General features: G+C 69.8%; 23 protein-coding genes and 1 pseudogene. 12 read left to right on the forward strand and 12 right to left on the reverse strand.

Translation table 11 applies throughout. The features are described from left to right. Positions 1-74 precede the first annotated feature (74 nt). From ACIPEK_RS21625 to ACIPEK_RS21635, 3 genes are all read right to left on the reverse strand, one after another. A complete protein-coding gene (locus tag ACIPEK_RS21625) occupies positions 75-245 on the reverse strand; it encodes a hypothetical protein (protein WP_401998387.1) in 171 nt (56 codons plus the stop codon). Beyond that, entirely contained in the window at positions 239-1,195 is a 957-nt protein-coding gene (locus tag ACIPEK_RS21630; RefSeq protein ID WP_401998390.1) for a PmoA family protein, read from the reverse strand. Before ACIPEK_RS21630 ends, ACIPEK_RS21625 begins: the two co-directional genes overlap by 7 nt. A gap of 557 nt (positions 1,196-1,752) precedes the next feature. Continuing rightward, positions 1,753-1,944: a DUF6381 family protein gene (locus ACIPEK_RS21635; protein ID WP_383078180.1), complete on the reverse strand. Its 192-nt coding sequence runs from the start codon at positions 1,942-1,944 to the stop codon at positions 1,753-1,755. Between the two features lie 132 nt (positions 1,945-2,076). Between ACIPEK_RS21635 and ACIPEK_RS21640 the strand changes: the two genes are divergently transcribed. Both ACIPEK_RS21640 and ACIPEK_RS21645 read left to right on the forward strand, forming a co-directional pair. Then, positions 2,077-2,769 (forward strand): ribonuclease H, encoded by a 693-nt coding sequence (locus ACIPEK_RS21640; RefSeq protein ID WP_401998394.1) that lies wholly within the window; start codon positions 2,077-2,079, stop codon positions 2,767-2,769. A 173-nt stretch (positions 2,770-2,942) separates the two neighbouring features. Continuing rightward, complete coding sequence (locus ACIPEK_RS21645) at positions 2,943-3,674, forward strand: CDP-alcohol phosphatidyltransferase family protein (protein WP_401998397.1); 732 nt, start codon at positions 2,943-2,945, stop codon at positions 3,672-3,674. Here the strand turns inward: ACIPEK_RS21645 and ACIPEK_RS21650 are convergent. Further along, positions 3,640-4,089: an adenylyltransferase/cytidyltransferase family protein gene (locus tag ACIPEK_RS21650; protein WP_114242908.1), complete on the reverse strand. Its 450-nt coding sequence runs from the start codon at positions 4,087-4,089 to the stop codon at positions 3,640-3,642. The genes ACIPEK_RS21645 and ACIPEK_RS21650 overlap by 35 nt on opposite strands. A 211-nt stretch (positions 4,090-4,300) precedes the next feature. Between ACIPEK_RS21650 and ACIPEK_RS21655 the strand changes: the two genes are divergently transcribed. Genes ACIPEK_RS21655 through ACIPEK_RS21665 form a run of 3 tightly spaced genes read left to right on the forward strand, consistent with a single transcriptional unit; the run spans position 4,301 to position 8,483 of the window. Then, positions 4,301-5,566, forward strand: a complete 1,266-nt coding sequence (locus ACIPEK_RS21655) for a glycosyltransferase (RefSeq protein WP_401998402.1) — start codon at positions 4,301-4,303, stop codon at positions 5,564-5,566. Continuing rightward, a complete protein-coding gene (locus ACIPEK_RS21660; RefSeq protein ID WP_401998405.1) occupies positions 5,563-7,242 on the forward strand; it encodes a lipopolysaccharide biosynthesis protein in 1,680 nt (559 codons plus the stop codon). The genes ACIPEK_RS21655 and ACIPEK_RS21660 overlap by 4 nt, the downstream gene beginning before the upstream one ends. Continuing rightward, on the forward strand, positions 7,239-8,483 hold the full coding sequence (locus tag ACIPEK_RS21665; RefSeq protein WP_401998408.1) for a hypothetical protein: 1,245 nt from the start codon (positions 7,239-7,241) through the stop codon (positions 8,481-8,483). Before ACIPEK_RS21660 ends, ACIPEK_RS21665 begins: the two co-directional genes overlap by 4 nt. Here ACIPEK_RS21665 and ACIPEK_RS21670 read toward each other — a convergent pair. Continuing rightward, on the reverse strand, positions 8,452-9,966 hold the full coding sequence (locus tag ACIPEK_RS21670) for a hypothetical protein (RefSeq protein WP_401998411.1): 1,515 nt from the start codon (positions 9,964-9,966) through the stop codon (positions 8,452-8,454). The two genes, ACIPEK_RS21665 and ACIPEK_RS21670, sit on opposite strands and share 32 nt — an antisense overlap. A 105-nt stretch (positions 9,967-10,071) precedes the next feature. Here ACIPEK_RS21670 and ACIPEK_RS21675 point away from each other — a divergent pair, with 105 nt between their 5' ends. Continuing rightward, entirely contained in the window at positions 10,072-11,232 is a 1,161-nt protein-coding gene (locus ACIPEK_RS21675) for a glycosyltransferase (protein ID WP_401998414.1), read from the forward strand. A gap of 1 nt (position 11,233) precedes the next feature. On the opposite strand, the gene ACIPEK_RS21680 is transcribed toward ACIPEK_RS21675, so the two are convergent. The 5 genes from ACIPEK_RS21680 to gmd are packed head-to-tail and all read right to left on the reverse strand — an operon-like array spanning position 11,234 to position 16,326. Then, positions 11,234-12,061, reverse strand: a complete 828-nt coding sequence (locus ACIPEK_RS21680; RefSeq protein ID WP_401998417.1) for a glycosyltransferase family 2 protein — start codon at positions 12,059-12,061, stop codon at positions 11,234-11,236. After that, positions 12,058-12,753: a hypothetical protein gene (locus ACIPEK_RS21685; protein ID WP_401998420.1), complete on the reverse strand. Its 696-nt coding sequence runs from the start codon at positions 12,751-12,753 to the stop codon at positions 12,058-12,060. Before ACIPEK_RS21685 ends, ACIPEK_RS21680 begins: the two co-directional genes overlap by 4 nt. Continuing rightward, positions 12,750-15,011 (reverse strand): LamG-like jellyroll fold domain-containing protein, encoded by a 2,262-nt coding sequence (locus tag ACIPEK_RS21690; protein WP_401998423.1) that lies wholly within the window; start codon positions 15,009-15,011, stop codon positions 12,750-12,752. The genes ACIPEK_RS21685 and ACIPEK_RS21690 overlap by 4 nt, the downstream gene beginning before the upstream one ends. Then, the gene (locus tag ACIPEK_RS21695; protein WP_401998426.1) at positions 15,008-15,316 is read right to left on the reverse strand and encodes a hypothetical protein; all 309 of its coding nucleotides are present in this window, start codon (positions 15,314-15,316) and stop codon (positions 15,008-15,010) included. Before ACIPEK_RS21695 ends, ACIPEK_RS21690 begins: the two co-directional genes overlap by 4 nt. Further along, entirely contained in the window at positions 15,313-16,326 is a 1,014-nt protein-coding gene (gene gmd / locus ACIPEK_RS21700; RefSeq protein WP_383078203.1) for a GDP-mannose 4,6-dehydratase, read from the reverse strand. The genes ACIPEK_RS21695 and gmd overlap by 4 nt, the downstream gene beginning before the upstream one ends. A 113-nt stretch (positions 16,327-16,439) precedes the next feature. Here gmd and ACIPEK_RS21705 point away from each other — a divergent pair, with 113 nt between their 5' ends. After that, positions 16,440-17,423 (forward strand): GDP-L-fucose synthase family protein, encoded by a 984-nt coding sequence (locus tag ACIPEK_RS21705; protein WP_401998429.1) that lies wholly within the window; start codon positions 16,440-16,442, stop codon positions 17,421-17,423. A 114-nt stretch (positions 17,424-17,537) separates the two neighbouring features. On the opposite strand, the gene ACIPEK_RS21710 is transcribed toward ACIPEK_RS21705, so the two are convergent. Continuing rightward, the gene (locus tag ACIPEK_RS21710; RefSeq protein ID WP_401998432.1) at positions 17,538-19,085 is read right to left on the reverse strand and encodes a sugar transferase; all 1,548 of its coding nucleotides are present in this window, start codon (positions 19,083-19,085) and stop codon (positions 17,538-17,540) included. Between the two features lie 335 nt (positions 19,086-19,420). Between ACIPEK_RS21710 and ACIPEK_RS21715 the strand changes: the two genes are divergently transcribed. Further along, positions 19,421-20,680, forward strand: coding sequence for a D-arabinono-1,4-lactone oxidase (locus ACIPEK_RS21715; RefSeq protein ID WP_401998644.1), 1,260 nt, complete (start codon positions 19,421-19,423; stop codon positions 20,678-20,680). 39 nt (positions 20,681-20,719) lie between these two features. On the opposite strand, the pseudogene ACIPEK_RS21720 reads toward ACIPEK_RS21715, so the two are convergent. Next, positions 20,720-21,002 (reverse strand): annotated as a pseudogene (locus ACIPEK_RS21720) (serine/threonine-protein phosphatase); the annotation flags it as partial. 163 nt (positions 21,003-21,165) lie between these two features. Here ACIPEK_RS21720 and ACIPEK_RS21725 point away from each other — a divergent pair. From ACIPEK_RS21725 to ACIPEK_RS21740, 4 genes are read left to right on the forward strand one after another with little or no spacing between them, the layout of a single operon-like run. After that, on the forward strand, positions 21,166-21,465 hold the full coding sequence (locus tag ACIPEK_RS21725) for a DUF1876 domain-containing protein (protein WP_401998435.1): 300 nt from the start codon (positions 21,166-21,168) through the stop codon (positions 21,463-21,465). Between the two features lie 16 nt (positions 21,466-21,481). Continuing rightward, positions 21,482-22,048, forward strand: coding sequence for a (2Fe-2S)-binding protein (locus tag ACIPEK_RS21730; protein ID WP_401998438.1), 567 nt, complete (start codon positions 21,482-21,484; stop codon positions 22,046-22,048). Beyond that, positions 22,045-24,432: a xanthine dehydrogenase family protein molybdopterin-binding subunit gene (locus ACIPEK_RS21735; protein ID WP_401998441.1), complete on the forward strand. Its 2,388-nt coding sequence runs from the start codon at positions 22,045-22,047 to the stop codon at positions 24,430-24,432. Before ACIPEK_RS21730 ends, ACIPEK_RS21735 begins: the two co-directional genes overlap by 4 nt. Then, positions 24,429-25,292: an FAD binding domain-containing protein gene (locus ACIPEK_RS21740; RefSeq protein ID WP_401998444.1), complete on the forward strand. Its 864-nt coding sequence runs from the start codon at positions 24,429-24,431 to the stop codon at positions 25,290-25,292. Before ACIPEK_RS21735 ends, ACIPEK_RS21740 begins: the two co-directional genes overlap by 4 nt. The last annotated feature ends 3 nt before the right edge of the window (positions 25,293-25,295 follow it).

Genomic DNA, 25,295 nt, shown 5'->3' on the forward strand with positions numbered 1-25,295 from the left:
GGACCGTCCTGCCGCCCCTCGGTCAGCCCGTGCTCCATCGGCCCGGCGCGGTCGGCGGCATCGGGGCCTCGTCCTCAGAATCCTCTGGACCACCGCACGGAATTGCCCAGTGGGGCGCCGGTGTCGAGCCGGAGCCAGTTGCCGCCGCACAGGTCGACGACCCGAGCGCTCTCGTCCGTCGAGCGCGAATCGTCGAGGGACAGCTCCACGTACAGGCTGACCCCGTCCGCGCCCTCGTTCACCACGGGTGCTCCGCGAGGTACTCGGCGATCCGCTCCCGGTCCCATGCACCGTCCGCGACGGTGACCCGGTAGCGGCGGGACAGGGTGTCGCCCGGGGCCAGCTCCAGTTCGTCGTAGAACGCGAAGGAGGGTGCGACGGCCGCGAAGGGCTTGTTGCGGACGAACCAGTGTGCCGGGTGGGTCCCGCCCTCTCCCGTGTGATCGTTCTCCGGGGCGTGCTGGAAAATCAGTGTGGCGTGGCCGTCGGAGCCGTCGTGCTCACCGCTGTAGGCCAGCCACGGCGCCTGCGTCCCCATCAGCTCCGGCCCCGCGCCGTCCGGCCCGAGGATCCGCCCGCCCCGGAAGGCGCGCGGCCCGCGCCAGAAGAGACCGGTGTAGCCCGCAGCCTCCCGGCCGTGCGTCGTGGGGCTGCCGAAGCGCAGCGGCTCGGTACGCCGATTGGTGATCGCGCTCGACCAGGTCAGCGTCCAACTGCCTCCGGTGCCCGCCGTACCGGCGCCGGATTCGGCGTGCTCCACGTCATGCAGGTCGATAATCCGCTGCTCGTCCGCCCAGTGCGTGCCGTCATGGTGGCGCCAGCTCAGCCGCTCCGCGATGACCGCGCGCCCGGCGTCCGCCGCCACCTCGTCGAACCCGATGTGCGCCATCGATCCGACCCGTTCGGGCAGCGGCCGGTAGTCCTGGCCGTGAACGTAGGTGTTGCCTCCCCACAGGTTCTGCCCGGACAGATGGGAGGCCGTCATCTGAAGGCCCTTGTGCCAGCGGTGATCAGTGGGCCGATAGTCCGTGACAACGTTATCGGCCAGTGTGCGCATGGGGTGGACGTACGGCTTCGGGGCCTCCCAGGCCGCCTCCGGACGGTAGACATAGCTGATCAGATCGATACCGCCCCGCTCCTCCGTGACCGTGATCCGGTCCCCGTGGGCGTGCGTGATGCGCAGTGGACTGCTCATGTCCCAAGTCTCCTGGGCTGGAAAGCGCTTACCGAAACCTAGGCCCTGCGCCGGAGGAACGTCAACAAGCCTCCATGAGTGGGCGGTGCGTCCCGGCCCGGGCGTTGCTCAGCCGCGGGCGATCGATCCGGCCGGCGTGTACGGAGGAACGACCATGCGTTCCTGACATCGTCCGAGGCCCGTGAACTTCTCCGGTGGGAAGGATTCGCCGTGATCGACTGCTGCGGCGTTTGACGGAGCTGGGGGCCACGTCCTGCGAGGCGTGGACGAACAAGGCGAACAGACATCCGTACTGAGGCGGTTCGGAACGAGAGCAGATCGACGATCGCTGCGTCGCCGATGAAGCCGGGGTGTCGAAGCCTGGCGGCCGACGTCCTGCCGCTCACTCATGGAAGGGCAGCAAGGCGCCGGCCGTTTTCTGAGGCAGGTACTGCGTGACACAGGTGTTACGTGACACAGGTACTACGTGACACAGGTACTACGTGACACAGGTACTACGTGACACAGGTACTACGTGACACAGGTACTACTGACACGTGTACGGCGTGGCGCAGGAACTACTTCGGCGGGCGGGCTTTCCCGCTGCCGATGTTGCCCTGCTGGTCACTCTGCTCCTGCAGCTTCTGGGCCTTCTCCTGGAGCCGCCGGCGCTGCTCAGGGTCGGTGGTGCGCTCAGCGGCCTCGGTCATGTGCCGGGCCTTCTCGCGCAGCTCCTGCGCACGGTCACCGGATTCACGTGCAACGCTCATCATCGCTCCTTGTGCGGTTGGGAAGAGCTTGCTCCATCAGAGAACCAGCGTCGCCGGTTCACCGCACCTCGAATCGTCACTCAGCGTTACGGTGTGCCGTGGAGGCGGTGCAGCGCTGGCATGATCGAGGGCATGAACGAGAGCATCATCGCCGCGTGTGACGGGGCATCGAAGGGCAATCCGGGGCCTGCGGCCTGGGCGTGGGTCGTGGCCGATGCGCAGGGCCGACCGGAGCGCTGGGAAGCGGGACCGCTGGGGACCGCCACCAACAATGTCGCCGAACTCACGGCGCTGCAGGAGCTGTTGGATTCCACCAATCCGTCCGTGGCGATCGAGGTACGGATGGATTCGCAGTACGCGATGAACGCGGTGACGAAGTGGCTGCCGGGATGGAAGCGCAATGGCTGGAAGACCTCGGCCGGAAAGCCGGTGGCCAACCGTGACCTGGTGTCCCGCATCGACGCCCTGCTGACCGGCCGGACCGTGGAATTCGTCTATGTGCCCGCCCACCAGGTGGACGGAGATCCGCTCAACGCCCTCGCCGACCAGGCGGCCAGCGAGGCCGCTGTGGCGCAGCGGCCGGCTGGTACCGCGCACGGCTCGCAGCTGCCGACGCCCGCTCCGGCCAGGGCGACCGAGGGGCGGGGCAAGAGTGCTCCGGCGAAGAAGGCAGGGGGCTCGGCACGCTCCGCACGCTCCGGTGGAACCATCCGGGCCAGGTTCGCGGGCCGCTGCCACTGCGGAAAGCCTTACGCGGCACAGGAGATGATCGCCAAGAACCCGAACGGCTGGGGCCACCCGGAGTGCCGCGCCGTGCCCGCCTGAGGCGCGGTCCGTCGGGCCTGCGCACCCGGTGCGGGCCCGACGGAGGCGGATCGCCGGCCGGAGCGGGCGAGTGGCCACGCGAAACGGGGCCCGCGTGCCATGATGCGGCTCCGACGGCAGCGTCCGCAGTGCTCTGCCGATGCCGCCGGCAACGGCGACACGCTGGGGGGCGTATGGGAAGCACGGGCACGGTTCTGCGCGAGTTGCGCGGTGCGCAGAAGACGGCCAAGGGGGTGTCGTTGTACTCGCGGTACGTGAACCGCCCGGCCGGACGGGTGTTCGCGGCAGGTGCATACCGCATCGGACTGACACCGAATCAAGTCACGCTGATCAGCGCGGCATTCACCTTCACCGCCATCGCCTCGGTGGCTCTCGTCCGGCCGTCCTGGGGGCTCGCGGTCGCGGTGTACGCGGGGCTCGTCATCGGCTTCGCCTTCGATTCGGCCGACGGACAGCTGGCCAGGCTGACCGGCAGGGGAGGTCCGGACGGGGAGTGGCTGGACCATGTCGTGGACTGCGCCAAGATGATCCTCGTACACACCGCCGTGCTGATCTCGTTCCAGCGGTTTTTCGTTCTGCCGGCCGAGGTCTGGCTGCTCCTGCCGCTGGGCTTCCTGTTCACCGCCGTTCTGACCTTCTGCGCCGGGCTGCTGCGTGAACAGCTGGGCAGGGCGGCCGCCTTGCCCACGGCAGGCAGCGGTGCCGCGGTCCCGGTGTCCCGGGTGCGGGCCGTGGCACTGCTGCCCGCCGACTACGGGGTGTTCTGCCTGGTGTTCCTGCTGCTCGGCGACCGGACCGCGTTCCGCATCGGCTATGCGGTGCTCGCCGTCGTGCACGCACTGTTCCTGGTGGCGTTCCTCGCCAAGTGGTTCAGGGAGCTGACAGCGCTCCGGACTGCGGACTGACGAGCGTGTCCAGCGCCCGGCGCAGCTGGGTGCTGGACGTGTGCACGGTGTACGGGAAGTAGACCACCTCGACGCCCACCTCGGCGAAGTCGCGCTCCAGCCGCTTGCCCTTCTCGGTGTCCCGCCAGTCGTCCCCCTTGAAGATGACGTCGAACCTGACCTGCTGCCAGGTCTCGACCTTGTCGGGCACGGTCTCGACGAACGCAGCGTCCACGTAGCGGACGCTGCGTACGATCTCCAGCCGTTCCGGCAGCGGAATCACCGGTTTGTGGCCCTTGGCGAGCGCGGCCATCTCGTCCGAGACGACGCCCGCGACGAGGTAGTCGCACTGGCTGCGGGCATGCCGCAGGATGTTGAGGTGGCCTATGTGGAACAGGTCGTAGACCCCCGGCGCGTAGCCGACCCTGTGCACCATCCGTTCTCTCCCCCCACGGTGAACGTGATGTCCGTGTCCAGCAGCCGTTGTCCGGACATGGCATCCGGTGCTGCGGGATATCGGTATCGGTGTTGATGGTGCAACGACCTTACTGTGAAGACCACTTGCGCATCTCGTGAACGGATAAGCTCACTTTTGGGGCTGTTCCTTGGGGGGAACACAGAATGTTCCGGGGGGAAGGCGAGCGTCCATGTCCGATGCCGATCGTCACAAGCCGTTCGAAGACCGCACTCTCCTGGTCGTCTCGACCAACTACGCACCGGAGCTGACGGGCATCGGCCCGTACGCCGCGCAGCTCGCCGAGCACTGGGCCGCGTCCGGGGCCGAGACCCATGTACTGACCGGCATGCCGCACTACCCGTCCTGGCGTACCGAAGCGGAGTACCGGGGCGTGTGGCGGGTCACCGAGAAGCGGGCCGGGGTCACCGTCCACCGTCGAAGGCACTATGTGCCGCCGCGCCAGACCGCCCTGCGCAGAGCGGCGTTCGAGGCCACGGTGCTCGGACACGGTCTGCTGTCGCCGCCCGTTTCGCGTCCGCCGGACGCGGTGATCTCCCAGATGCCGAGCCTTGCGGGCGGTGTCATCGGGGCCCGGCTGGCGGGCCGCCATCGAGCGCCGCACATACCGGTCGTGCAGGATCTGATGGGTGCCGCCGCCGCGCAGAGCGGTATCCGGGGCGGGGGCCGGGCGGCAGCCGTCGCCTCGGCGGCCGAACGATACGCACTGCGCGGCGCCGACCTCGTCGGAGTCATCCACGAGAGTTTCGTCCCGCGCGTCACCGAGTACGGCGTGGACCCGGGGCGTATCCGTATCGTGCCCAACTGGTCGCATGTGCAGGCACCTTCGGCAGACCGTGCGGGGACCCGGGCGCGACTCGGCTGGAGCGAGGGCACTCCCGTGGTCCTGCACTCCGGGAACATGGGACTCAAACAGGGCCTGGAGGTCCTGGTCGACGCGGCCCGGCTGGCACCGGAGATACGTGTCGTGCTGATGGGGGACGGGAACCAACGCGAGGCGCTGCTGGGGCGTGCGACGGGCCTGCGCAATCTCGACTTCCTGCCGCCGGCCGGCGCGGACGAGTTCACGGACATTCTCGCTGCCGCCGATGTGCTGGCGGTGACCCAGCGGGCATCCGTGCTCGACATGAGCGTCCCGTCCAAACTCACCTCGTACTTCGTCTCGGGCCGCCCCGTCGTCGCCTCGGTCGCCGACGGGGGAGGCACCGCCCAGGAGGTCCACCGGTCCGGCGCCGGGATCCTCGTCGCACCGGAGGATCCTGCCGCGCTGCTGTCAGCCGTACGCAAGCTCTTCGAAGCGCCGGCCGAAGCGGACCGGCTCGGCGCCAACGGACCGCAGTACGTCGCACGTCACCTGAGCCGAGAGGCGGGCCTGGCCCGCTTCGACGCCCTGCTCACCGAGGTCCTCGCGGACGCACAAGGGAGAGAACGCCGATGACCCAGCCGATCCGCGCCCTGGAGGACCAGGACGAGCCCGCGCTGCTGAGGGACCAGTTCCGTCAGCTCCTGCGCTACCGCGCGCTGCTCGCCGCCGGTGTGGTCCTCGGACTGCTCGGCGGCGGCTGGCTCGCCCTGAGCGGCGAGGAGAGCTACACATCGACGGGCGAGGTGGTCGTACGCTCCGCCGTCTCGGACCCCTTCGCCGCGGGTGCCTCCGCCGACAAGGGCATCAACATCGGCTCCGAGCGGCAGACCGCCGTCAGCGACACCGTCGGCACCCTGGCCGTCGGCTCCCTGGCCAGGCGCGGCGACCGGGTGGAGGTCGGGACCCTGCTGTCCGGTCTCCAGGTCACGAACCCGCCGAACACCCTCGTGCTCCGCTTCTCCTACACCGGCCGCACCCCCGCGCTGGCGAAGGCGCGGGCCGAGGCGCTCGCCGACGCCTATCTGGAGATCCGCAGACAGCGCACCGAGGACAGCATCGCCAACATGGTCGACGGCTACCGCGCCCAGCTGAAGCCCCTCACCGAACAGCGCGATCAGCTGGCGGAGCAGGCCGGGACAAGCAACGACGTGACCAGCGCACGGGCCAACCTCGTGGTCTCGATCTCCGAACTGAGCCGTAAAATCTCGGAGTTGCGCGCCCTGGACACCACTCCCGGCTATCTGACGAAGAAGCCCGTCGCGCCCACGGACCCCACCGGCGCGGGGCTGCCCCTGCTGCTCGGACTCGGCGGCGTCGTCGGGCTCGCGCTCGGCCTGCTCCTTTCGTGGGTACGCCTGGTCTTCGACCCTGCCGTGCGCTCCACCCGGGAGCTGGTCCGTTCGCTCGGCGCCCCGCTGCTCGGCACCCTGCCCAGGGAACGAGCATCCGCGGGCGCGCTGCTCGCCATCGGGCGGAGCGGGAGCCGGCTCGCCGAGGAGTACCGGGCGGTCGCCTTCCGGCTCGCCTACGACCCGTCGTTCGCCCAGCGCCGCAGACTCCTGGTCACGGCCCCGCGCGGGGACAACGACGCGGCGGCCGCCGCCGCGGTCAACCTGGCCGCGGCCTTCGCCGAGATGGGACGTGATGTACTCCTGGTCGAGGCCGATCTGCGCACCCCCTCGCTGGCCAGGGACCTCGGCCCGGCCGTGCAGGGCGCCGGGCCGCGCTGGGCATCGGAGGGCGAACGGGCCTGGCCGTCGGACAGCCGGATGAATGTGGACGTACCCGGGTCGGGTGCCTTCACCCTGATAGCGGGCCGGCGCACGGACAACGTCCCGCGCGCCCTGACCTCCGCGCCCGTCGGACGGATCGTCGCCGAGGGCGACCGGCCGGGCGCCGTCGTCATCGTGCTGGCCCCGCCCGTGCTCTCGTACGCCGACGCCGTCGCACTGATCGACCGGGTGGAGGGCGTCGTGGTGGTCTGCGACCCGCGCGAGGTGCACCGCAGCGACCTGGAGCGGATCCGCGAGATCATCGGGGCGGCCGGAGGCTCCGTGCTCGGCGCCCTGCTGCACTCCGGCCGGAGCCGCTACGAGCGCCGGGCCCGCAAGAAGGCCGGCCGGCGCCGCACGGGCGGAGGCCGGTCCGGCTCCGCGACGGGCCGGGACGACGGCGGCCGGGGGTACACCGGCGACCCGGCCGAGACGCTCGGCCTGCGCACCTTCGACTCCACCGCGGGACACAGATGAAGGCACGGACCGCGATCGTCTGCTCGGTCGCGGACCAGGGCGTGGCGGCGCTCACCAACATCCTGGTGCTGGTGGCCGCCGCCCGGCTCTCCACGGTGGCCGACTTCGCCCGCTTCTCGGCGGTCTACCTCGTCTTCACCGTGCTGCTGGGGGTATCCGGCGCCTACACCGGGCAGCCGCTCGTGCTGCGGCGCGGCGAGAGCGACGAGGTGCGAGGGGCGTGCCGGTCGGCGGTCGCTTTCACCCTGCTTGCCGCGGCCGCGCTCGGCGGCCTGCTCGCCACCGTCTGCCTGACGCTGCCGGGGGCCACCGCGCGTGCCCTGATGATGCTGGGAATCGTCCTGCCGGTGGTCCTGGGGCAGGACACCATGCGTTACGCCTTCTCCACCCTGCACCTGCCGCACCTGGCGCTGGCGAGCGATGTGCTCAGACTGGTCTGTGTGCTGGGCGCGCTGGCCGTGCAGCCGTACGGTGCCCCGGCGGCCCGGCTCGTCAGCGTCTGGGGGCTTTCCGCGCTGCCCGCCCTTCTGCTGTCGGCCGCCCTGCTGCGCCGCAGAGTGGCCGGTACGACGCTGCGGCTCAAGGTCCTGCTGCGGAGAGGACATCTGGGACGGCGTTTCGTGGTGGAGTTCGGGGTGGGAAACGCCACCAGCCAGCTCTCCGTGCTCGTACTCGGCATGGTCGGCAACCCGCTCGTGGTGGGCGCCCTGCGCGGCGCCACCACTCTCTTCGGGCCGCTGAACGTGCTGTTCACCTCGGCCACCGGCTTCGGCCCGCCACTGCTCGGACGGCTCGCCTCCGAACGGCGCAGGGTGCGTGCCACAGCGGCGCTCGCCGCGGTCCTGGCCGCCACAGCCGCCGCCTGGGCCACCGCACTCGCCCTGCTGCCCGACGGAATCGGCCGCCATCTGCTCGGCGACACCTGGCCCCTGGCCGCCGCCCTGCTCCCGGCGACGGGCAGCCAGTACGCGGCGATGGCCGTCGGCACCTGCGGGCTGCTGGCGCTCCGGATGCTCGACCCCCGTACCACCCTCTCCATCCAGGTGGTCTTCTCGCTCGCCGCCGTCGCCTTCCTCACCGGCGGCTATGTGCTCGGCGGGGTGCCGGGCGCGGCCTGGGGCCTGTGCCTGGGATCCATCTGCAAGGCGGTGGCCACCTGGACCCGGGTGGCCCGGCTCGGACGCCGCACCACGGTGGAACAGGCGCCCGTCAGTGCGAGCGCTGTCCGCTCCGGCTCCTGAAGCTTGTGATCAGCAGCAGACAGAGCGCCGCGATCGCCAGTTTCCCGACGGACTGCAACAGCGGTCCGCGCAACAGAATGAAGGTGTACCCGGCGATCAGCGGCGCGGCGACGGCCAGAACACTGCCGGGGCCCGGGCCGTCCCGGGACACCGCCCGCGCGTAACGCCGGTCGGTGCGTGCGGCGACGTACCCGATCAGTGCGAGAGTGCCGACCATGCCCGGAGCACCGAAGTCGACCCAGAGCTCGGTCCACAGCGGCGCCGACAGATTGGTCATGTTCATTCCCATCCACTGGCCGACGCGGACCCCCGTGTCCTCCGGCTTGCCGCTCCACACCGACCGGGGCACGAAGAAGAGGGCGGAGCCCGCCAGCTGCCGCCCATAGGTGTGGCCGCGGGCGTCGACCCAGGTAATGGTGTTGGCGAACATCACCGTCTGGTCGTAGTCCTTGGTGGCCAGCGGCTCGAAGACCGACGACGAATCCACCGGCCGGTACCCGGCGCTGTCGTAGCGGAACCGGTCCGCGTACGGGAACAGCACCAGCGCCCCGACCACCCCCATGGCCAGCACCGACCGGTACATCGCCGCGCTGCTCGGGAACGCGGTGAACAGGAGCGAGACCAGTACGGTCAGGAACCAGTAACGGGCGTTGGATATCGGGTTGTTGACGACGATGTTGAGGATCAGCAGCCCGCACCAGACCAGAACCGTCGAGGGGGAACGCCGGGCCCTGCGCGAGGTCACCAGGCGGCGGGTGCAGAAGAGCAGCCCCAGTAGCGCGGGTACCGTACCGAAGCCCTTGAGGAAGGCCGATCCCACGTTGGACTGGCTCGACGCAACCCCGCTGACCGCGACCGAGGCGCTGATCTCCTGGCGGCTGGTGAAGAAGATCGCGGGCCCGCCGAGCTTCAGGACGTAGTAGCCGCTCGCCGCGAAGGCCAGCACCACCAACAGCCTGAGCCGCATCCGGTGCGCGGTGGCCGGACCGCTTCCCGAGCGTGCGGTGGCCCGGTGGCGCAGCGGACGCCGGGACGCCAGCAGCGCCCCGAGATCGAACGCGGCGCACCCCACCAGGATCAGCGCGATGGCCGTCATCAGATCCGACCGCGGCCCGACCAACGGGGTGGGGGTCTGCCCGATGACCGCCTGGGCGAACGGCGCCACCCCCATCGCGATGTACACGAACATCCAGAACACGCCCTGCAGCAGACGCCGCCGCGTGGACAGAATCATCGTGGCGAGCCGGGCTCCCGCGTAACACGTCAGCACCAGCTGCAGCCAGTACGCGGTGTCCCGGACGCCCGTCCCCGGCTGCGCGGCGATCACCGCGGGCAGGAAGCAGACCAGGCCGAGGATGAGAGGCACGGCCAGGGCCCGCGACAGCATCGCCCACGACATGGGTTTCGCCGGCGGCTGGACCGGGTCTCGCGGGCCGTGCTCCGGTACGGGTGCGGGCGGCGCCGCCTCGTGCACGGACGTCATCTGTTCCCCGTTCCGTGGACCTGTGAACACTCTAACGAATCAACCCACTTGGGGGGTTTGGATGACTAGTCTGTAAAAGGTCGGCCGAGGTTGAGGGGAACCCTGGTGAAGATCCTGCACGTCGTCACACTGCACACCCCGGACCATGCGTTCGGCGGCCCGACAAGGGTGGCGCTCAACCTGTCGAAGGTTCAGCGGGCCGGGGGCGACGACGCCCGCATCGTGGCACTGGGCGACGGCTTCGAAGGACGGCTGCCGCGCGAGGTCGAGGGCGTGCCGGTCCATCTCTTCCGGGCCCGCTATCTGCTCCCCATGTTCGAGGTCAGCGGAATCACCTCCGGTGCGCTGCTGCTCGCCGCCCGTCGCATGATGCGCGGCGCCGATCTCGTCCATGTCCATCTGATGCGCGACCTGGTGACGCTGCCCGTCGCGCTGCTCGCGCTGGCCTCGCGCACACCCCTGGTCGTCCAGACCCATGGCATGGTGGACCCGACCGAGAAGCGGGTTGCCCAGCTGACCGATCTGCTGGGGGTGCGCAAGGTGCTGCGGGACGCCGACGCCGTGCTGCATCTGACCGAGAGGGAACGCCTCGACGTGAACGCCGTTGCCGCACCGGTGCCGTTGACCCGCACCGTACGGCTGGTCAACGGTGTACGGCCGCAGGAGCTGGGGCCGGCCCGGGAGCCGGGGCGGCCGCCGACGGTCCTCTTCCTGGCCCGGATCCAGGAGCGCAAGCGCCCGGAGGACTTCGTCGCCGCGATGCCGACGGTCCTGGCCGAGCATCCGGACGCCCGGTTCGTGCTGGCCGGCCCCGACACCGGAGCGCTGCCCGCGACTCTCGAACTCGCCCGCGGACTGGGGGTGATGGATGCCCTCGACCATGTGGGAGCGCTCGACCACGAAGAGGTCCTGGCGGCGGGGCGGCAGGCCGATGTGTACGTACTGCCGTCGATCGAGGAACCCCTGGGCGTATCCGTCCTCGAAGCGATGTCGGTCGGCACCCCTGTGGTCATCACCCGCACGTGTGGTCTCGGCCCCGATGTCGCGCGGGCCGGGGCGGGCCGGGTGATCGACAGCCGGGTCGGCGAGGACGGGAAGAACGCGCTCAAGGTCGCCGGGGCGATACTGGAACTCCTCGAACCCGAGTCCAACGCCCGGGCGGGAAAGGCTGCTTGGGGCCTGGTCAATGAGCACTTCACCATCGAGGTCGTGACCCGGACCCTCCGGCGGACCTACGAGGACGTGGTCCGCCGGAAGGGCCGCTGAGTCAAACGGTCTTCCCCTCACGGGACTTGAGCGCGATCTGCCAGCGGTAGAAACTCATCGCCAGCGCGAAGTCGAAGCCCGCCCGCCCGTCGAGGAATCCCCGTCGGTACACATACATGTAAGCGAACGACACCAGGGGCTTGAAGGGCGCCTTGTGAAACAGCTGCCCCTGGCGCGATTTCACCCTCCGCACCTGCTCCTTGACCTCGGGGTGGTGCTCCAGCCACGCCTCCCAGTCCGAGTACCGGTTGTGCCGCTCGAACCAGGCGGTGACCGGGTCGAGGTCCTGGTGCTCGATCGGATTGCGGAGCGAGCCGGCCGACTCGGCGACCGGCTGGTAGTGGCCCTCGACCTCGCCGATGCCCGGCGCTTCGAGATCCCCGACCTCCGGGTATCTGCAACGGGTGCGGTCGGTCAGTGACCGCTTGCGGATGGTGTAGCCGTGCCGTAGCCGCTTCCCGGAGAACCAGTAACCCAGCGGTATGTCGTAGGCCGCGGGCTTCGGCGCGCCGGGATCGGCGAAGATCTGCCGCAGCTCTGCCAGCAGACCGGGGCTGAGCCGCTCGTCCCCGTCGAGCAGCAGAATCCAGTCCAGGTCCGTGCGGACATGGTCCAGGCACCACTGCTTCTTGCGCGGATGACCGCCGTCCCAGGTGTACGTCATCACCTCGGCTCCGTACTCCTCGGCGATCTTCGCCGTGTCGTCCGTACTGTGCGAGTCGACGACGACGACCGCCTCGAAGTGGCCGAGCACCGACTTCACCGCCTCGGCGATGTTCAGCCCCTCGTTCTTCGTGGGGATCACCACGGCTATCGGCAGCTTGCTCATCCATGGTCTCCTTCGGGCAGCCAGGCGTAGCAGCCTGTGGAGGTGAACGCGCGGGCCGCCTCCGGGACGGTGATTTCGGCCCGCTTCCCGGAGGCGGAGGAGCCCGACACCAGGTTCTTGCCGTTCGCTCCGGTGATCTGCCAGGTGCAGTTCTTGGTGGGAGTGACGTCGTGGTAGCGGCCGGGCCGGATCTGCTCGTCCTTGTACGTGCCGTCCGCGTACCCCTGCGAGGCCTCCCGCACCAGCTCTTCGTGCTGGGTGCAGAGGTGCTCGACGGCGGGTTTCGCACCGGCGATCTCGCCCGTCACGATCGCGCCGACCGCCGTGTCCCGGTCGACCTTCACGAGGTACGTCAGCTTGTCGCAGGTCTCCTGACCGGTCTGGAGCACGGCCGCCGGATCCATGCCCTTGGGCACGCGGTCGACCAGATACTCCTTCTGCTTCTTGTTGAAGGAGCCGGTGGCCGGGGTGAGTTCATCGGTGGGCAGTTTCGGTGGTTCGCTCGTCCGCGGAGCCGAAGGGCCACTGGGCGAGGTGGCGCCGGGACCTGCCGAGGGGGCCGTGACAGGGGTCCGGGTGGCCGATGGCCTTTCATCGCCCGCCGCCTTGTGCCCGTCGGAGGACGAGCCGCAGGCGGCCAGCGCCGCCGCCAGTACGACGACGGCGGCGCCGGCCGGGAACGGATACCTCATCCACCTGTCCTCAGGGCGTAGTGGGCGCTGACCTGCGAGCTGCTCAGCGCGGTCGGGTAGACGGCGCTCTCGTCGATCTGCCCGGCGAAGAAGTTGCTCGTCGGCTGGTTCGGCCAGTTGTTCAGATTGTCCCCGCCGACCCGCCAGTAGCCGCTGTAGTTCTCGTTGCCGGTGTAGAGGGCGCTGGAGGCGCGGAGCTGCCCGTCCACGTACAGCGCCATACCGCCGGTGCCCTGCGTGGCGACGACATGGTGCCAGGCACCGTCGTTGTAGGCGGCAGGCGTCGTGATGGTCCTGGTGCCGCCGCTGTAGACCCCGAAGTTCAGCCGCCCGTCATTGCGCATGTACACATGCTTGTCGAACTGGGTGCTGTTCTGCATGGTCACATTGCCGAAGCCGATGATCTTCCCTCCCCTCGTGGTGGTCGTCTTGATCCAGGTCTCCACCGAGAACCTGATGGGCTGCGCATGACGCTTGTTGCTGTACGCGTACTGGTTCGATCCGTTGAAGCCGATCGCGGTCGAGGCGCCCGCCACAGCGGCCGGAGTCTGCCGGTAGGCGGGGGAGTTGCGCAGGAATCCGTTGTCCAGCCCGCTGCCGGTGTCTGCGGCGAAGGTCGAGGTGCCTTCGTCGTATCGCCAGTACAGCGAAGCACCGTCCGCCAGTACCTTGGCGGGGTACTTCTCGGCGGTTGACGCCACGGTGGCGGACAGGGCGGGCGACTTGGCGCTGGTGTTGGTGCCGTCGCTCGCGCTGATCCGGTACGAGTGGGTCTCACCCGCGGCCACGTCCGTATCGGTCCACCTCAGCTGTGGCCGGTCCCAGAACAGCGAGTACCCCGTCGTGGTGTACACCGGGGTGCTCGCACCGTCCTTGTAGATCCGGTAGGTGAGCTCACCGTCGTCGGCGTCGAAGCTCGTCTGCCAGTTGACCTCCACCTTGCCCGCGGCAACGGTGGACAGACTGGCGTTCGGCACCCACGGTGCCCCGGTGTCGGGGCCGTCGGCGAACCGGGTGAGGCCCTGCTGCGCGGAGCCGTTGACGGTGGTGAACTCGCCGCCCACCCACAGATAGTGGTGGCCGCCCTTGTCGGTCTGCGCCATCACCCGCGGCCCGACCGGCTCCCCGATGCCGTCGTTGGTGTCCGGGAACCAGGGCAGCAGCTTCGGGTCGTCTACGGACTGGGCCAGCAGATGCTTGCGCGGCTGGTCCGGGAACTCACCCATGCTGGCGCAGTCGTGTGCGTGACTGCCGCTGTACAGAACGCCGTTGTGCACGAGGACGGCCTGGGTGGCGCCCAGGCAGGTGTCCCGCCAGCGCTGCTCGAAGTTGCTGAGGTTCAGCGCGATCCTGCCGTCGAAGACACCGCCTCCGGTGCCCTCGTTGGCGGTGTAGAAGCCGGTGGCGTCCGTGGTCAGGTCCTGCACCGTGGAGGTGTTCGGAATGAAGCCGGCCGGGTAGCTCTTGGCGACGGCCCCGGTGGTGGCGTCCACGACGGCCAGCGCGTGCGAGGTGGTGCCGTTGACGGTGAAGAAGTCACCGCCGATCAGCACGTGCTTCCGATCGGGCGTCAGCTCCACTGCCCGGCCCACCTCGTCGGTGTTGGCCGTCCACGGCTTCAGCGCGGCGCCCGTGGTGACCGCGGCGAACTTGTTCCGGGTCTGCCCCGCGACTGTGTTGAAGTCACCACCCAGATAGACGGTGTCGGCCGTGACGGCCAGCGCCCGTACCGTCGCGGAGACGGAGACCTTGAAGTCCTGGCGCGGGGTGCAGGTCGCGGTGTCGATCGCGGCGATATTGCTCACCCCGACCCCGCTCACCGCCCCGAACTGCCCGCCGACGTACAGGGTCTTCTGATCGGGGGAGAGCGTGAGGGCCCGTACGGTCGCTGTCCCCGACGAAAGCGTGAACGACAGACTGCAGCCGGTCGGTGCACCGGTCGCCGCATCGAACGCGGCGAAGTTCACCGCGGGCTGTTCGGAGGTTCCGGCGGCCGCGTCCGGCGGCCGGACGGTGGAAAAGGTTCCGCCGGTGTACACGACACCGGCATCCGACGCGGCCATCGACCAGACGATGCCGTTGGTCTGCCAGGTGGTGAGGTCGTCCGCGGTCAGGGAGACCGGCGGTGTGAGGGCGGCGGCCGGGGAGCCCCCGGACGCGGCGGCGGTCAGGGCTCCGGCGAGCAGGCAGAGCGCGGCGGCCGCGGCACGTGCCCTGCCGCGTCCGATGGGTCTGCGCCCCGTACTTCCGTTCATCATTCAGCTCCGAAGGTGAGAACGAGCTGCGGCTGGAAGGCCGCGGTTCCTGCCTCGTCCGACCGGCGGCGGAGACTGTCCGTCCCGCTGCCGGCGAGGGCGAGTGAGTGGTCCGGGCCCGGGGCCCGGACCGGTGCGGACGCGCTCGGGTCCACCGGGCAGCCGGTGGAGAGCCAGGTCGTGCCCGTTGTGGTCCCCGGCGCGGTCGTGGGGTGCGACGGCCGGGTGCTGTGGGTGATTGCCGAACCGGTCGAAACACCGGTGACCGGCAGGGCGGTGCGGCTGTCGGATGTGCACGGATCTCTCATCGGTCCACCCGCACAGCCGCTCCGGCGAGTTGGTCGGACAGCTGCCGGATGTCCGCCTCGACCATGATCCTGGCGAGCTCCTGCGATTTCACGGCCGGTTTCCAGCCGAGCAGTTCCTCGGCCTTGGCGGCATCACCGATCAGCGCGTCGACCTCGCTGGGGCGCTCGTACTTGGCGTCGTAGCGGACGTGCTCCCGCCAGTCCAGGTCGGCGTGCGCGAAGGCGTACTCCAGGAACTGCCGGACGCTGACACCCTCGCCGGTGGCCACCACATAGTCGTCAGGGTTGTCGCACTGCAGCATGCGCCACATCGCGTCGACATACTCGGGGGCGTAGCCCCAGTCGCGCACGGCATCGAGATTGCCCAGATGGAGGTGGGTCTGCAGACCTGCTCTGATCCTGGCCACCCCACGAGTGATCTTCCGGGTCACGAACGTCTCACCGCGGCGCGGTGACTCGTGGTTGAAGAGAATCCCGTTGACCGCGAACATCCCGTACGCCTCACGGTAGTTGACGGTCGCCCAGTACGAATAGACCTTGGCGACGCTGTACGGGCTCCGCGGATGGAAGGGGGTCTTCTCGTTCTGCGGCGGAGGGGTGGAGCCGAACATCTCGGACGAGGACGCCTGATAGATACGGGTGTCGATACCGCTCGCGCGGACGGCCTCCAGCAGCCGGATGGTGCCGAGACCGGTGATGTCACCGGTGTACAGCGGAGCGTCGAACGAGACGCGTACGTGCGACTGCGCACCCAGGTTGTAGACCTCGTCCGGCCGGATGTCGCGCAGCAGATTCACCAGCGCGACCCCGTCGGCGAGGTCGGCGTGATGCAGGACGAACGAACGGTTCTCTTCCTCCGGTCCCTGGTAGATGTGGTCGATCCGCTCGGTGTTGAAGCTCGACGAGCGGCGTATCAGTCCATGGACCGTGTATCCCTTGTCGAGCAGCAGCTCGGACAGGTACGAACCGTCCTGTCCGGTCACGCCGGTGATGAGCGCGGTCTTCGCCACGACTCCCCCTCTGTCTTCGCCTGAAAGGCTGTTGATTCTCACCGAAATATCGGAATTGAGCGATCTGCGGCAAAACTCCACCGCGGCCTGCGGCTGCTGGCACAATCCGAGCCATGACGACTGATCTCCCCGGCCCTCCCCAGGAATCCGTCCGCCCCCTCCTACGACCCGGTGCCCGCATATTCGTCGCGGGTCACCGCGGACTGGTCGGTTCGGCGCTGGTACGCCGCCTCACCGCCGCCGGACATGAGGTGATCACCCGCGATCGCGATCACCTCGATCTGCGCGACGCCACGCGGACCGAGGCATTTCTCCGCGAGGCCCGTCCGGACGCAGTGGTGCTGGCCGCCGCCAAGGTCGGCGGGATCATGGCCAACAGCACGTATCCGGTGCAGTTCCTCGAAGACAATCTGCGCATCCAGCTGAGCGTCATCGCCGGAGCTCATGCCGCCGGGGTCGAGCGGCTGCTCTTCCTCGGCTCGTCCTGCATCTACCCCAGGCGCGCCCCACAGCCGATCCCCGAAAGCGCCCTGCTCACCGGCCCGTTGGAGCCGACGAACGAGGCGTACGCACTGGCCAAGATCGCCGGAATCGTGCAGACCCAGTCCTACCGCCGGCAGTACGGCGCCTCGTACATCAGCGCCATGCCCACCAACCTCTACGGCCCGGGCGACAACTTCGACCTGGAGACCTCGCACGTACTGCCTGCGCTGATCCGCCGCTTCCACGAGGCGCGACGCGACGGCTCGCCCGCGGTCACGCTCTGGGGTTCCGGCAGTCCCCGCCGTGAGTTCCTGCACGTTGACGATCTGGCCGACGCGTGCCTCCTGCTGCTGGAGCGCTACGACGGTGACGAGCCCGTCAACGTCGGCTGCGGGGAGGACCTGTCGATCCGTGAACTCGCCCGAACGGTAAGTGAGGTGACGGGGTACCAGGGTTCTCTTGAATGGGACACGTCGAAGCCCGACGGCACCCCGCGCAAGCTGCTCGACGTCTCCCGGCTCACCTCCCTCGGCTTCGCACCGCAGATTCCACTGCGCGACGGGATCGCCCGTACCTACGCATGGTGGCTGGAGCGGCAGGCCGCACAGGTCTGAGCGGACCCGACGGGCCGACCGGCACGGGGCCGCCGCCGCAACGCGACGGCCGCTCCTCCCTCCGGCCCCGCACGGCCGGAGGTTTCGCACTCTTCGCATCGACGGCCGCCGCACTCAGTACGCCCCGCGGCCGTCGGTGACGGCGCGCAGCGTGCGGGCCATGAGTCCCATGTCCGTGGCCACCGACCAGTTGTCGACATACCACAGATCGAGCGAGACGGTCTCCTGCCAGGACAGATCCGAGCGCCCGCTGACCTGCCACAGACCGGTCAGCCCCGGCCTGACCGCGAGCCTCCGGAGCTCGCGTTCGTCGTAGCGGGACACCTCATCCGGCAGCGGAGGCCGTGGACCGACCAGTGACATGTCGCCCCGGAGCACATTGAGCAGTTGCGGCAGCTCGTCGAGAGATGTCCGGCGCAGCAGACGGCCGATCCCGGTCACCCGGGGGTCGCGGCGCATCTTGAACATCGGGCCGTCGTTCTCGTTCGCCGTGACCAGATGAGCCTTGCGGCTCTCGGCGTCCACCACCATCGTCCGGAACTTCCACATGGTGAACGGCCGGCTGTGCTGCCCGTGGCGGATCTGGCGGTGGAAGACCGGCCCGTTCGAGCCGAGCCGCACCGCTGCCCCGATCAGGAGCAGCAGGGGTGCCAGAACCAGCAGACCGAGTGCGGCGCCGGTACGGTCCACCAGGGCCTTCAGGACCATCTGCGGTCCCCGGCGCAGCGGCGGCGCGATGTGCAGCAGGGTCAGCCCGGCCGCCGCGGAAGGCCGTACCCGGGAGGCCGCGATGCCCGAGAGCTCCGACAGCACGGACAGCGGAAGCCCGCCGTCGTGCAGCCCCCAGGAGAGCCGGCGCAGCCGCTCCTCGGAGAGCTGCGGCCCGGGCACCACCAGAGCCAGGTCCGCGTCATGGGCGAAGGCTCCGCCCAGCACGGTCGTCGCATCGTCGTCGGCCGGTGCCGGTGCGAGCCGGCCCGGCACATGGACCTCGCACTCCAGCGGCGTGGTCCCCACCGGTATGGCGGCAACGACCGCGTACGGATGGTCCGCACGGGAACCGAGCAGCTGCACCGCGCGTTCCACCCCCGGGGCCTCACCGACCACCAGTACCCGCCGGACCGCCCGCTGCTGCCGCCCCGGCCAGGGCAACCGCCGCACCCCCCATAGCGCAATGCCCACGAGCAGGCCGGGCAGCAGGGCCACGACCGCCGTCGCAGGATCGGCCGAATCGCCGGTCATGGTCCTCAGCACGGCGAGTACGCCGATGAGCAGCAGCCAGTCGCCCGTCGTGCTCAGTACCCCCGGCGGATCGCCCGGAGGCCGGTCCGCGTACCGGCCGCGCGCGGCCCGCACACCGGACCACGCAAGAGCGGCCACGACCGCGGCGACCGCGGCCCGCTCCTGTCCTCCGGCCGCCAGCACGAGCCATGCCGGAATCCCCAGGCCGACAAGTTCGGCTCCGATGACGACCGGCAGACAGCGGCCCGTCCTTCTCTTCGTCGCGGCCGGTCCTGAACGTTCGCGCTGTACGGTCGGTGCCCTCCACAGATCGTCGAGTTCCTTGTTGCGAGGCCGATTTGAAGCAGTCCGTGGACGAGGCGCCCCCGCCAGCCCCACAGGTCCTGATCTGTTCGAATCGGGTAGCTCGACATGCCCCATGAACCCCCCAGTCACAGTTGCATCGCCACAAACGGGACGCATCCGCCGATCCCATGGACTGACGGATGCGCCCTCGCTCGCTGCACGATATCCACACACGTGCCATTTCGCTGGAGTTCCAGTGAAGTTCAGACATGCGCACTGGCTCGGAACTCGTCCCGTTCCGGGCTGGATCTCGTGGTCTGTGGGTGACTGTTCGCATTTGGAAGGTGCCGGAATCGGATGGTGTGCGGACATGTACGTCACCAGTTGCATGGCCTCACCAACAGGCTTGTCTGGGAGGATGCACCGTCGGGATCACGACACCAGGCCATGAGCGAAAGTGGGGACGTGTGGTGACTCCCACGGAGAAGAACTGGGCCGGAAACATCACGTTCGGCGCGCGGCGGCTGAGTATGCCCTGCTCCGAGGCCGAGCTGCGGGAGACGGTGTCCGCCTCGACCGCGGTACACGCGCTGGGAACCCGGCACTCCTTCAACACCGTCGCCGACACCCGCGGCGATCTGATGTCGGTGGCCGGGCTGCCCCGCAGGGTCGAGATCGACCGGGAGGCAGGGGCGGTCACCGTCGCCGCGGGGCTGCGCTTCGGGGAGTTCGCCGACGTACTGCACGAGAACGGGTACGCCCTGCACAACCTCGGTTCGCTGCCGCACATCTCGGTCGCCGGGGCCTGCGCGACCGGAACCCACGGCTCGGGAGTCGGTAACAGTTCCATCGCGGGGGCCGTCCGGGCACTGGACATGGTCACGGCCGACGGCCGGAACGTGTCACTGAGGCGTGGAGACGCGGATTTTCCCGGAGCCGTGGTGGCCATGGGCGCGCTGGGCGTGGTGACCGCGCTGACGCTGGACGTGGTGCCCGCCTTCGACGTACAGCAGTGGGTCTACGAGGATCTGCCGGAGTCCCGGCTCACGGGCGGTTTCGACCAGGTGATGTCGGCCGCCTACAGCGTCAGCGTCTTCACCGACTGGCGTGAGGGGCCGCTCAACCAGGTGTGGCTCAAGCAGCGGGTGGGCTCCGACGGGCCGCAGCGGGCGCCCGAGGAGTGGCTCGGCGCGCGGCTCGCGGACGGGCCGCGCCATCCGATCGCCGGGATGCCGGCCGAGAACTGCACCCGCCAGCAGGGCGTCGTCGGACCGTGGCACCGGCGCCTTCCGCACTTCCGCCTGGAGTTCACCCCCAGCAACGGGGACGAATTGCAGTCGGAGTACTTCGTGGCCCGGCAGGAGGCGCCTGCGGCGTACGAGGCACTGGGCCGGCTCCGGGAGCGGATCGCCCCGCTGCTGCAGATCACCGAGATCCGCACCGTCGCCCGCGACGATCTGTGGCTGAGCCCGGCGGGCGGCAGGGACTCGGTGGCCTTCCACTTCACCTGGGTACCGGACACGGCCGCCGTCACACCGGTGCTCGGGGCGATCGAGGAGGCCCTGGCACCGTTCGGTGCGCGGCCGCACTGGGGAAAGGTGTTCACCACCACCCCCGGGACACTGCGCACGCTGTACGGGAAGTACGCCGAGTTTGAGCGGCTGACGGCCCGGTTCGACCCGGAGGGCAAGTTCCGGAACGAGTTCCTGGCGCGCCACTTCCTGCGTTGAGCGGCCTTCCGCAGCGGCGTCCCGGCCGCCCGCGGGAGTGAGGTCGGAGACGGCGAAAGCCGGCGTGCCGTCCGGCAGCACGAATCCGTCGCACCAGTCACCGCCGATGTCCGGCCCGCTGCGGGCCGGCGTGTACCGGACAGCGGTCTGCGGCCCCGGGAGGGCTGCAGCGCCGAAGGGAGCATTCCGCGCTGCAGCGCCTCGGCCGGCTCCACCCGCGCCTGATGCAGCTCCACCTCACGGGTGCCCGTGAGGTGGGCCGTCGCAGAGTGGTGAGCAGTTCGCCGGCCCTCGCCGAACGAGCAGGACGACGCCGGTTCAGGGCCCTCCGCACTCGGTGGAAGTGACTCCATGCATCCCATTTCGGCGGTGTGACCCCGCAGGACGAGCCGGAACGGGCGAACGGGCCCGGCCGGGTGGATGCTGGTCACAGGACCGCGTCGTGGCGGCGGACCGAGGCCGGGCGCGGTCGCAGGAGGTGCGCGATGACTCGCACGCTGGAGTGGCAGGTCCGCGTCGGTCTGTCCGAGGAGGACGGTACGACCAGGGCCGAGGCGGTACTGGACACCGGATCCGGAACGCTCATCGGACATGGGGTCGCCCGCTGCAACCCGCAGGACGTGGATATTCCCGTCATCGGCGACGAACTCGCGGCGAGCCGCGCCATGAAGGACGTCGCCGCGCAGTTGATGAAGGCCGCCGACCATGAACTGGAAACGGTCGGAGCCGGACCCGCGAGCGGGCCGGTCGCACCGCCGTACGCCTGGTCCGACACCACGGCCTGAGCCCTGGGGAGGGCATATGACCCGCATCTCGATGACGGTGGACGGCACGAGGTACGAGGACGAGGTCGAGCCCCGGCTGCTGCTGGTCCACTACCTCCGAGACCACCTGGGGCTCACCGGCACGCCCGTCGGCTGCGACACCAGCAACTGCGGGGCGTGCACCGTCGAACTCGACGGGGACAGTGTCAAGAGCTGCTCCGTACTGGCCGTGCAGGCCGACGGCGGCGAAGTGACGACCGTCCAGGGGCTCGCCTCCGACGGCGAATGGACACCGCTGCAGACCGCCTTCCACGAACAGCACGCGCTGCAGTGCGGCTACTGCACCCCCGGCATGATCATGGCGGCCAGGGACCTGCTCAAGGAGAACCCCGACCCCACTTCGGAGGAGATCCGTCACGGGCTCGAGGGCAACCTCTGCCGGTGCACCGGCTACCAGAACATCGTGCGCGCCGTCCTGGCAGCGGCCGCCGAGGAGCGCCGCCGCCGCGCTCCCGCACCCCGGAGCTCGGACACCGGCCGGCCGATGCCGCGGAGCGGCGCGGCCCCGGCCCCGATCGGCGCCGGGCAGGAGGCCCGGACATGACCGGCCTGATCACCACGGGGGAATCCCGCCCCGAGGTCGGCCGCTCCCGGATGCGCAAGGAGGACGCCCGGCTCGTCACCGGCCGTACCACCTGGACCGACAACATCACCGTGCCGGGCCTGCTGCATCTGGCGATCCTGCGCAGCCCCATGGCCCACGCGCACATCGACCGGGTCGATGTGTCGCCCGCGCTGGAACGTCCGGGGGTGGTCGCCGCCTTCACCGGCCGCGACCTGGCCGGTGAACTCGGCCCCATGCCCTGTGTATGGCCCGTGACGGAGAACATCGTCATGCCCGACCACCCGGCGGTCGCCGTCGACGAGGTCAGGTACGTCGGTGACCCCGTCGCCCTGGTGATCGCCCGCGACCGGTATGCCGCCGCGGACGCCCTGGAGGCCGTGGAGGCCGACTACACACCCCTGCCGCCCGTCCTCGACCTGGAATCCGCACTGGCCGACGACGCCCCGCTCGTCCACGCCGACAAGGGCACCAACCGCTGCTACACCTGGCCGCTCGCCACGGGCGACTACGCAGCGGAGAAGGCCCGCGCCGACGTCGTACTCCACCGCCGCTACACCCAGCAGCGCCTCATCCCCAATGCCATGGAACCCAGATCCGTCGTCGCCACACCGCCCACGGCCTCCGACGAATACACCCTGTACTCCTCGACCCAGGTCCCGCACGTGGCCCGGGTCCTCCTGTCCATGGTGACCGAGATCCCCGAACAGAAACTGCGGGTGATCGCCCCGGACGTCGGCGGCGGCTTCGGGTCCAAGCTCCAGGTGTACGGGGAGGAGGCCGTCGCCCTCACACTGGCCAGGAAGCTCGGCCGGCCCGTCAAGTGGACCGAGTCCCGCTCCGAGGGCTACCAGGCCGCCCATCACGGCCGCGGCCAGATCCAGGACATCGAGATCGCGGCAACCGGTGACGGACGAATCCTCGGCCTGAGAGTCGACCTGCTCGCCGACATGGGCGCGTACCTGATGCTGGCCACCCCCGGCATTCCGCTGCTCGGCGCGTTCATGTACCCGGGGATCTACAAGATGAACGCATACACGTTCCACTGCACCGGCGTCTTCACCACCAGAACACCGACCGACGCCTACCGCGGCGCCGGCCGCCCCGAAGCGACGTTCGCGATCGAGCGGACCATGGACGAACTCGCTGCCGAACTGGGCCTGGACCCCGTCGAGTTGCGTCGCCGCAACTGGATCGGGCACGACGAGTTCCCGTACACCTCCGTCGCCGGACTCACCTACGACAGCGGCAACTACGAAGCGGCCACCGACCGCGCAACCGCCCTCTTCGGCTACGACGACCTGCGCACCGAGCAGCGCGAGCGCAACGCACGGAACGACCCGGTGCGGCTCGGCATCGGCATCTCCACCTTCACCGAGATGTGCGGCCTCGCGCCCAGCCGGGTCCTGGGCGATCTGCGGTACGCGGCCGGGGGATGGGAGGCAGCCACCATCCGCATGCTGCCCACGGGAAAGGTCGAGGTCACCACCGGCACCAGCCCGCACGGGCAGGGCCACGCCACCTGCTGGAGCCAGATCGCCGCCGATGTGCTCGGCGTGCCCTTCGACGACATCGAAGTGGTGCACGGTGACACCAGGGCGGTACCGCAGGGTATGGACACCTACGGCTCCCGTTCGCTCGTGGTGGGCGGTCTGGCCGTCCACCACGCCGCCCTGAAGGTGGTGGCCAAGGCCCGCAGGGTCGCCGCACACCTGCTGGAGGCGAACGAGGCCGACCTGGAGTTCTCCGGTGGCACCTTCTCGGTGAAGGGATCGCCGGAGGCGACGAAAACCATCCAGGAAGTGGCCTTTGCGACGTTCTCCTCCCACGACCTGCCCGACGGACTGGAACCGACGATCAATGCCGAGCACCTGGTCGACCCCGACAACTTCTCGTTCCCGCACGGCACCCACCTGTGCGCGATCGAGGTCGACACCGAGACCGGCCGCGCCCGGATCCGCAGCTATGTCTGTGTCGACGACATCGGGAAGGTGATCAACCCGGTGATCGTCCAGGGCCAGATCCACGGCGGTCTGGCGCAGGGCATCGCCCAGGCGCTCTACGAGGAGGCGGTGTACGACTCCGAGGGCAACCTGGTCTCCGGGACGATGGCGGACTACCTGGTGCCCTCCGCACCGGACCTGCCGGACTTCGTCACCGACCGCACCGAGACCCCGGCGACATCGAACGCCCTCGGCGTCAAGGGAGTCGGCGAGGCCGGGACCATCGCGTCCACCCCCGCCGTCGTCAACGCGGTCGTGGATGCACTGCGGCCGCTCGGTGTGAAGGACGTAGCGATGCCGTGCACACCGCAGCGGATCTGGCAGGCGATCACGGACGCACGGGCCGAGGAGGCGACGACGTGATCCCCGCCGCATTCGACTACGCACGGCCGCAGACCCTCGACGAGGCGGTACGAACGCTGCACGACGGCGGCGAAGACGCGAAGGTCCTGGCGGGCGGACAGAGCCTGATCCCCATCCTGCGGCTGCGCCTGGCCTTCCCCGAACTCCTCGTCGACCTCGGGCGGATACCGGAGCTGCGCGGCGTCCGTGAGGACACCGGCACCGGATCGCTCGTGATCGGAGCCATGACGACCCACCACGACGTCATCCACGACCCGCTGGTGCGCCGCCACGCCGGACTGCTGGCCGCCGCCACCGAGACCGTCGCCGACCCCGCCGTACGGCACCGGGGCACACTCGGCGGTTCGCTCTCCCATGCCGACCCGGCCGGCGACCTCCCGGCGGTGCTGCTCGCCCTCGACGGCGAGATGGTGGCTGCGGGGCCGCAGGGCCGACGCACCATCCCGGCACGCGACTTCTTCGTCGACTACCTGCAGACCGCCCTGACGGAGGATGAGCTGCTGGTGGAGATCCGGGTGCCGAGGACCGACGTCTGGGGTTTCCACTACGAGAAGTTCAGCCGGGTCGCCCAGGGCTGGGCGGTCGTCGGTATCGCGGCGCTCGTACGACGCGACGACGGCCACATCGCCGAGGCCCGCATCGGACTGACCAACATGGGCACCACGCCACTGCGCGCGAGCGCCACCGAGCAGGCGCTCACCGGCGCGGAGGCCGGCCCGGCCGCCGTGGCGCGGGCCGCCGAAGCCGCGGCCGAGGGCACGCACCCGGCTTCCGACCTGTCGGCCTCGCCCGCGTACCGCGAACATCTCGTACGGGTGCTGACCCGGCGTGCGGTGCTGGCCGCGGCCGGGATGGAGTGACAG

The sequence above is a fragment of the Streptomyces sp. NPDC088246 genome (assembly GCF_044741025.1).
Taxonomy (GTDB): domain Bacteria; phylum Actinomycetota; class Actinomycetes; order Streptomycetales; family Streptomycetaceae; genus Streptomyces.

Excerpts from the sequence above, each read along its gene's own strand:
- ACIPEK_RS21630 (WP_401998390.1), bottom strand. The coding sequence starts at position 1,195 with ATGAGCAGTCCACTGCGCATCACGCACGCCCACGGGGACCGGATCACG.
- ACIPEK_RS21635 (WP_383078180.1), bottom strand. The coding sequence starts at position 1,944 with ATGAGCGTTGCACGTGAATCCGGTGACCGTGCGCAGGAGCTGCGCGAG.
- ACIPEK_RS21640 (WP_401998394.1), top strand. The coding sequence starts at position 2,077 with ATGAACGAGAGCATCATCGCCGCGTGTGACGGGGCATCGAAGGGCAAT.
- ACIPEK_RS21645 (WP_401998397.1), top strand. The coding sequence starts at position 2,943 with ATGGGAAGCACGGGCACGGTTCTGCGCGAGTTGCGCGGTGCGCAGAAG.
- ACIPEK_RS21650 (WP_114242908.1), bottom strand. The coding sequence starts at position 4,089 with ATGGTGCACAGGGTCGGCTACGCGCCGGGGGTCTACGACCTGTTCCAC.
- ACIPEK_RS21655 (WP_401998402.1), top strand. The coding sequence starts at position 4,301 with ATGTCCGATGCCGATCGTCACAAGCCGTTCGAAGACCGCACTCTCCTG.
- ACIPEK_RS21660 (WP_401998405.1), top strand. The coding sequence starts at position 5,563 with ATGACCCAGCCGATCCGCGCCCTGGAGGACCAGGACGAGCCCGCGCTG.
- ACIPEK_RS21665 (WP_401998408.1), top strand. The coding sequence starts at position 7,239 with ATGAAGGCACGGACCGCGATCGTCTGCTCGGTCGCGGACCAGGGCGTG.
- ACIPEK_RS21670 (WP_401998411.1), bottom strand. The coding sequence starts at position 9,966 with ATGACGTCCGTGCACGAGGCGGCGCCGCCCGCACCCGTACCGGAGCAC.
- ACIPEK_RS21680 (WP_401998417.1), bottom strand. The coding sequence starts at position 12,061 with ATGAGCAAGCTGCCGATAGCCGTGGTGATCCCCACGAAGAACGAGGGG.
- ACIPEK_RS21685 (WP_401998420.1), bottom strand. The coding sequence starts at position 12,753 with ATGAGGTATCCGTTCCCGGCCGGCGCCGCCGTCGTCGTACTGGCGGCG.
- ACIPEK_RS21690 (WP_401998423.1), bottom strand. The coding sequence starts at position 15,011 with ATGATGAACGGAAGTACGGGGCGCAGACCCATCGGACGCGGCAGGGCA.
- ACIPEK_RS21695 (WP_401998426.1), bottom strand. The coding sequence starts at position 15,316 with ATGAGAGATCCGTGCACATCCGACAGCCGCACCGCCCTGCCGGTCACC.
- ACIPEK_RS21705 (WP_401998429.1), top strand. The coding sequence starts at position 16,440 with ATGACGACTGATCTCCCCGGCCCTCCCCAGGAATCCGTCCGCCCCCTC.
- ACIPEK_RS21710 (WP_401998432.1), bottom strand. The coding sequence starts at position 19,085 with ATGGGGCATGTCGAGCTACCCGATTCGAACAGATCAGGACCTGTGGGG.
- ACIPEK_RS21725 (WP_401998435.1), top strand. The coding sequence starts at position 21,166 with ATGACTCGCACGCTGGAGTGGCAGGTCCGCGTCGGTCTGTCCGAGGAG.
- ACIPEK_RS21730 (WP_401998438.1), top strand. The coding sequence starts at position 21,482 with ATGACCCGCATCTCGATGACGGTGGACGGCACGAGGTACGAGGACGAG.
- ACIPEK_RS21735 (WP_401998441.1), top strand. The coding sequence starts at position 22,045 with ATGACCGGCCTGATCACCACGGGGGAATCCCGCCCCGAGGTCGGCCGC.